Origin of the sequence: Vibrio sp. T13N, assembly GCF_032970445.1 — a bacterium.
Taxonomy (GTDB): domain Bacteria; phylum Pseudomonadota; class Gammaproteobacteria; order Enterobacterales; family Vibrionaceae; genus Vibrio; species Vibrio diabolicus.
This window is the reverse complement of sequence record NZ_JAWJYE010000034.1, coordinates 1-6,256: the sequence shown is the minus strand read 5'-3', so window position 1 is coordinate 6,256 and position 6,256 is coordinate 1. Positions and strand designations below refer to the sequence as shown.

At 40.2% G+C, this 6,256-nt stretch carries 8 protein-coding genes; all 8 read left to right on the top strand.

Annotated features, from left to right (window positions below):
- Nucleotides 1-180 precede the first annotated feature (180 nt).
- The 8 genes from R2S67_RS22360 to R2S67_RS22925 all read left to right on the top strand — a co-directional run bounded on the left by R2S67_RS22360 (nt 181) and on the right by R2S67_RS22925 (nt 6,010).
- Entirely contained in the window at nt 181-1,089 is a 909-nt protein-coding gene (locus tag R2S67_RS22360) for an Imm49 family immunity protein (RefSeq protein ID WP_317347123.1), read from the top strand.
- Between the two features lie 225 nt (nt 1,090-1,314).
- Nucleotides 1,315-1,659, top strand: coding sequence for a hypothetical protein (locus tag R2S67_RS22350; RefSeq protein WP_317347122.1), 345 nt, complete (start codon nt 1,315-1,317; stop codon nt 1,657-1,659).
- Between the two features lie 136 nt (nt 1,660-1,795).
- Nucleotides 1,796-2,164, top strand: a complete 369-nt coding sequence (locus tag R2S67_RS22345) for a VOC family protein (RefSeq protein WP_029858158.1) — start codon at nt 1,796-1,798, stop codon at nt 2,162-2,164.
- 149 nt (nt 2,165-2,313) lie between these two features.
- The gene (locus R2S67_RS22335; protein WP_317347120.1) at nt 2,314-3,024 is read left to right on the top strand and encodes a TOPRIM nucleotidyl transferase/hydrolase domain-containing protein; all 711 of its coding nucleotides are present in this window, start codon (nt 2,314-2,316) and stop codon (nt 3,022-3,024) included.
- A gap of 120 nt (nt 3,025-3,144) precedes the next feature.
- Nucleotides 3,145-3,804: a hypothetical protein gene (locus R2S67_RS22330; RefSeq protein ID WP_317347119.1), complete on the top strand. Its 660-nt coding sequence runs from the start codon at nt 3,145-3,147 to the stop codon at nt 3,802-3,804.
- 152 nt (nt 3,805-3,956) lie between these two features.
- On the top strand, nt 3,957-4,556 hold the full coding sequence (locus tag R2S67_RS22325; RefSeq protein WP_317347117.1) for a cytochrome c oxidase assembly factor Coa1 family protein: 600 nt from the start codon (nt 3,957-3,959) through the stop codon (nt 4,554-4,556).
- A gap of 158 nt (nt 4,557-4,714) precedes the next feature.
- Nucleotides 4,715-5,185, top strand: a complete 471-nt coding sequence (locus tag R2S67_RS22320) for a GNAT family N-acetyltransferase (protein ID WP_317347116.1) — start codon at nt 4,715-4,717, stop codon at nt 5,183-5,185.
- A gap of 162 nt (nt 5,186-5,347) precedes the next feature.
- Nucleotides 5,348-6,010 carry a hypothetical protein gene (locus R2S67_RS22925; RefSeq protein WP_193248837.1) on the top strand — a complete coding sequence of 221 codons (663 nt, stop codon included), beginning with the start codon at nt 5,348-5,350 and terminating at the stop codon, nt 6,008-6,010.
- Nucleotides 6,011-6,256: the final 246 nt, after the last annotated feature.

The following is a 6,256-nucleotide window of genomic DNA, read 5'->3' as shown; positions in this document are numbered from 1 at the left end:
GTTGCGGAATAACAAGACGTTCAAGGCGATTCGAAACGCATTGGGGTTTTAGTGCCCAAATAGGCACGGATTTATCAGAGTTTATTTTAGGTTAGGGTGCATGTGCGTCTCTCACACCTTAACTGCGCGTTATACGCCAGAGTTCTCCTCGTGCTAGATAAAATATAAATTGAGTAATAAATGACGATACAACAATACTCGCCAATCAACTACGATGGCTCTCGGAAAGTATTCAAAGATGAGTCAGCAAACATTGCGGCTTTGACAGATATCATCACACGCAGGTTGGCGCAAAGTGAAGAGTGGAATTATGTCAACCCAGGAGATTTAGGGTTTGAAATCTACACCAAAACGTTATATCTGAATTTAGCTGACATTGACAGTGCATTGCACTCTCTTGTCGCTTGGCAATATTTTGACTCAAAAAGTATTGAATATGCCTTACTGGAGGGTGGCGAAAAGATTACGATTTCGTTACCAAACAAAGAGGTGTCATTTAGCTTTCACACTGGCAAGGATTACCGTGGGATTGAAGGTAACGATCTAACGGTATCAACATGGCGCTCCTTGTTGTGCGAAGATTTTGATAGCGCAAGACGCTTCGTTGAAATCGTGGATCACCCGCAAATTGAGTGGCAAAGTGAGTCTGATAAGATTTTACTCAAGATGCTCGGGTGCGTTTTTGGCTTGACTGATGGCGAGCCTGCGGATTTGATTCAGGAGTACGTCAACTTTAGTGCTTCCGAGCCGGTGAATCACGGTGAACCTGATGCTGTCACCTACCTTCATTTACCAATGATCGATGTCATAATGAAAGTATTTGGTGGCGCTGATGAAAAAACCTACCAAAAGGCAATGTACTCGGCAGTTCAAAATCACCATGAATATTGGAGCCAGCCACGTTTGAATGATTCAAGACACGGCTATTTCTCCATGCAACTGACCACCCTGGCCAAAGTCGCCTTTGCAAGGCATGGTTACTGCATTGGTTTTGAGACTGACTACGTACCAGAGGCGTTCTGTAACCAACCGCTACCCACGTTGAGCTATGATTTTTTAAATAAATACACAGCACAAGAACACGACTAAACGGTATTACCTCTTCTAGTTTGCGTATAACAAACTGTTTAAGAGTGATTCGCAACGCGTGGCATTTTTACTATGCGTTGGTTTTAGTGTTTAAGGTGGTATGCGGCGGTTTCGGTATTGCGTTGCTCACACCTTAACAGGGCGTTATGTTCTAGAGGGATTATGGGACTAAAAAGGATTAATCACTACGTTGAAGTTCTACCCAAGATGTTTGTTGGTTGGCGGATGGGTGAAGACCTCGAAATGTTATCTGAGCTGCCTAATGGTGTCTTGTGTATTAACTTGCTCGATGGAACAGTTTCACATTCGATTGCTGGCGAGCTAGAACTGTATATTTCCAATGAGCTATCAGCTTGGTTTAGAAGTGAAGCGATAAAGGAAAATATCGATTTATCAGCATTATTGAAAGCTTCTTTAACAGTTGAAGTAGATACGGATAAAGTAAAAACTATTAAAAAACGTGTAGTGTTGTTTAATTTTGACTGCATAGCTCATATAGCAACAGTGAATAAGGTCTATGAAAGTAGGCTCACGGAAGTAACTAGATGGCACACGAGGCTACGAACATAACAAACTGTTTAAGAGTGATTCGCAACGCGTGGCATTTTTACTATGCGTTGCGTTTAGTGTTTAAGGTGGTATGCGGAGGCATCGGTATTGCGTTGCTCACACCTTAACAGGGCGTTAGGGTGCAAGGAGTAAAATGATGATTCATCACATAGATCATATTGTTCTCACAGTCTCCGACATAGAAAAATCAGTGGACTTTTATAAACGGGTTTTGTGCATGGAAGAGGTGACTTTTGCCAATGGTCGTAAGGCTGTAACGTTCGGAAATCAAAAGATTAACTTTCAGCTTCTTGGCCAAGAACCGCGAAATATAGCTAATGTCGGTTCAGGTGATGTTTGCTTAATTTCAGATTGGCCGTTGACATCAGTGGTAAACCATTTAGTCAAAGAAAATGTCAAAATCATAGAGGGTCCAGTCGAAAAATCAGGAGCTGTTGGTGCAATCCAATCGGTCTATTTTTTGGATCTTGATAAGAACTTAATAGAAGTCAGCGTGTATCAATAGGCTCTGCGCCCTAACAAACTGTTCAAGAGGGATTCGCAACGCGTGGCATTTTCACTATGCGTTGGTTTTAGTGTTTAAGGTGGCATGCGGCGGCTTCGGTATTGCGTTGCTCACCCCTTAACAGGGCGTTATATTTTCTTTGAGGTCATATGTCGGATAGAAGAGAAAAATTAGAGGCTGATGCGCTTGATGATTTGCGTTGTCAGTTGGAGCAGTGGGACATTGCAAGCAAAGAGTCAGCACTTGAGCAATGTATCTACTTATTTGTTGAGGGTGAAAGTGAAGAGCTTGCTTTTCGTATTTTGCTTGAAGAGGGGCTTGGGGTTGACTTTGAGAAGCTTGGGATTGTAATAGCCAATTACAATGGAATTGGCAATTTAAAGCACACGTTACGCTTGATGAATTTAACTTTGAGCCATGAAAGACCAATGATCTTCACATTTGACGATGATGATAAGTCTTTAGTTAATGGACTAGGGCAGCAACCTGACAATATACATTTATTTAAAGTCCCTTGCTCTCCCGTCGTTACATTGCCCAATGGTGATTTGGGCGGTTCGTTTGAAGAGTCATTTAAAGCGTCTGACTTTATCAATGCGCTTTTTGAAACTACTTTGCTCAAGCTTAATCCTCAAGTTGACAAGCAACAGTTCATTGCGAGTTTTGACCCTTCACTTCCATTCTATAGTCAGTCGGTGAAATATCTTCGTGCCCAGAACCTACAAAGCTTTCTACCATCAAAAATAGAAATCGCTGAGCATATGGCAACTGAGAGTAACCCTGTCCCTGAAACTTATGTAAAACTTGCTGAGTTGATAAAACGAATTAGGTCAGAAAGTCCTGTGCAAGTAAAAATATAACAAAGCATTTAAGAGTGATTCGCAACGCTTGGCGCTTTCGCTTCGCTCAAGTATAGCCAAGCGCTGCTCACACCTTAATGCGGCGTTAGTTCGCAACGTCTTCGAAAGTAGAGGTAGAAATTGAATAAACAAGCAAAAGTTATTTTGTGGTCTTTGTTTGTTGTTTTGCTAATGCCAATATTGGCTTACATATACAAGTTTGGTCTTGGGCTTTGGGATAAACCAGATGAATGGTCCGATTTAGGAGGTTATGTCGGGGGAATATACGCTCCAATTCTTTCGATTGTTACGTTGGTTGTCATATCGATACAAATATTTATACAACATCAACAATATCAGCATTCATTGATTCAGCATCAAGAGGAACAAATCAAAGAGTACTTAACTGTTCTGGAACAAGCATTAGACGTTGAGGTAGGAGAAATAAGCTCGCGAGATTTTCTTGTAAGCCTATGCCGAGATGTATCTAAAGATACAATCAAGTTGATTCCAGCGGAGTTAGTTATGGATTTTAATCAATGCAATCATAGACTTTACTCAATGTGGTGTGAGGTCATGAAATGCCTCGCGGTTTTAGAGAATATCTCAAACCAAAATGTCTATAACAAGGTCGTGTTTGCATCAAACAAAAATAAAGTCATAGCATATCTAAACCCTCAAACATGCAGAATGCTCGATAGGTTTCACTTTATATTTCTTTGTAAATGTGAAGAAATTAACGTCCACATCGATACTCAAGGTCTTAAATATTACTATTCAGATCTGAGAAATGGTGGGTAGGGAACTAACAAACTGTTTAAGAGGGATTCGCAACGCGTGGCATTTTTACTATGCGTTGGTCTAAGTGATTAAGGTGGTATGCGGTAGCTTTGGTATTGCGTTGCTCACCCCTTAACAGGGCGTTATGTGCCCAAATAGGATTAATGGAATATATGGAAAACAATAAAGAAGTTCCTGAACAAATTAAAGGTTGGAATTGGGGTGCGTTTGCGTTTAATTGGATATGGGGTATTCGCTTTCGTACTTATCGAGCTTTGTTTGTTTTTGTGCCGTTAGTTAACATAGTCATGCCATTTATTCTGGGCTTCAAAGGCAATGAGTGGGCTTGGAAGCATAACCATTGGAGTAGTGTTGACGAGTTTAAAAGTTCTCAAAGGAAGTGGTCTATCGCGGCTGCGATAATGCTAAGTTGTAGTGTTATTTTTGCAATCATCTTTACTGTCAGCATGAATAGCTCATTTGAAGAGTCTGGTTCAACTAGGCTAGCACTTAGCACTCTGGAGAGTTCAGACAAGTTTCATGTAAATATTGGTACGCCATACGACATTGACTTAATCCAAGGAACCATCCGAGGGTATAAAGTTTCCGGCTCTGCTAATATGCAATACAAGATTGAAGGACTGCAAGGTGATGGTCTATTTGAGTTCAAAGCAGAATTACGTGAAAGTATTTGGCGGTTAACTTGCTTGGAAATTACATACTTGCCTAGCCAAGAACTAGAAATTATAGCGCCCTGTGAAAAAGGCACATAACAAAGCATTCAAGAGGGATTCACAACGCTTGGCAGTTTTGGTTTGAATTAGCTCAAGTGTATACGGCACAATGGGTTTAGGTTAGGTGGTGGCGTTGTTCACCCCTTAATGCGGCGTTATGTAGCCGCGAGAGGACGGTAAGTTAAAAGGATTTATATATGTTAATTATTCGCCAAGCTCGCATTGAAGATATCGGCGTTATCAAGAAACTACAGTTTCAGCTTAATGAGTATCATCAAGCAAATTTACCTGATGACTTTTTATCACCGGAAGAAATTGAGCAAAAAATAGACCTACACAAGATAATCGAAAGTGAAAGCTCGATTTTCCTGGTAGCCGAGAGCAATGGGCAGTTAGTAGGTTTTATTTTTGGTGAGCTATGGGTTCGTAAGTCTTGGACGCTAAAACAGCGAAAGATCGCAAGCGTTGAACAGATGGTAGTGGATTCACGCTTTAGGAGTCAGGGTGTTGGACTTACGCTAATAGAGGCATTTGAGGAAAGGGCTATTTCTAACGGCGGAGAAGAGCTGTGGTTAGAAGTATATTCTTTCAATGAATCTGCTTTAGGTTTGTATCGTAAAGCCGGTATTACACCCAAAATCCAAATTGGACAGAAAGCGCTAACCTGAAAGTCGGCTACATAACAAATTGTTCAAGAGTGATTCGGCACGCGTGGCATTTTTACTATGCGTTGGTTTTAGTGGTTAAGGTGGTATGCGGAAGCTTCGGTATTGCGCGCCTCACACCTTAACAAGGCGTTAGGCTAATGCAATTGATATAAGAGAGTGAAAATGGATTCATTAACAATTTTTAATAGTAGGCTGCCTTGTTATTGCGACCAAGCAATACAAGAGCTAACTTACTTTAAGCACTTCAATTGCGAACTTGAAGAATTATGTTATAAAAAATCTAAAGAATTAGATTCGAAAATATCTTCAAAGTTAAGTCATTCTGAAAGTAAGTTTCATGAGGACATTATTGATTTTTATCAATGGGACTCAACATTAGTTGAGCTCTTTCCTAGTATTCACCGAGAATCATTGCTCATATCAACGTTTAACTTATTAGAGCACCACCTGAATGTTCTTTGTACAAAGTTTAGTGAAGTGTTTTCATTGAGTGTTAAGGCTTCTGACTTAAAAGATAAAGGTATTACTAGGTCATTTTCTTATCTAAGAAAAGTAGTTGGCTTATCTTTTGAATCTGTTGAAAAAGAGAAAGAGTTTATTTCTAATGTAAACAAACTGAGGAACTTCATTGTTCATAATGGTTCTATAATCGATAAGTCTAATGCTCTAAACTTTTCGAAAAATAATAAGCTTCTGTCTCTTTCTTCAGGCAATCGCCTTATTATTCATGATGGCTTCATTTCTGATTTTATCGATGTATTGTTACGCTTTTGGGATGGCTTAGGTAAGCTTGTGTTAGAGCATTGTCAGCTGAAATTAGCCTAACAAACTGTTCAAGAGGGATTCGCAACGCGTGGCATTTTCACTATGCGTTGGCTTTAGTGTTTAAGGTGGTATGCGGCGGCTTCAGTATTGCGTTGCTCACCCCTTAACAGGGCGTTAGTTTGCAAGAGGAAAAACGCAGCTATATCGCAAGATCTAGTTGTAAAAGCTCAAAGTCCAAATTGTCGTATCGGCGTTCAATTTCAGTGTTAACGAGCGTGGTGAAAATCCAAAATTAGTATCGTTTTT

Excerpts from the sequence above, each read along its gene's own strand:
- R2S67_RS22360 (WP_317347123.1), top strand. The coding sequence starts at position 181 with ATGACGATACAACAATACTCGCCAATCAACTACGATGGCTCTCGGAAA.
- R2S67_RS22335 (WP_317347120.1), top strand. The coding sequence starts at position 2,314 with ATGTCGGATAGAAGAGAAAAATTAGAGGCTGATGCGCTTGATGATTTG.
- R2S67_RS22345 (WP_029858158.1), top strand. The coding sequence starts at position 1,796 with ATGATTCATCACATAGATCATATTGTTCTCACAGTCTCCGACATAGAA.
- R2S67_RS22925 (WP_193248837.1), top strand. The coding sequence starts at position 5,348 with ATGGATTCATTAACAATTTTTAATAGTAGGCTGCCTTGTTATTGCGAC.
- R2S67_RS22320 (WP_317347116.1), top strand. The coding sequence starts at position 4,715 with ATGTTAATTATTCGCCAAGCTCGCATTGAAGATATCGGCGTTATCAAG.
- R2S67_RS22350 (WP_317347122.1), top strand. The coding sequence starts at position 1,315 with ATGGGTGAAGACCTCGAAATGTTATCTGAGCTGCCTAATGGTGTCTTG.
- R2S67_RS22325 (WP_317347117.1), top strand. The coding sequence starts at position 3,957 with ATGGAAAACAATAAAGAAGTTCCTGAACAAATTAAAGGTTGGAATTGG.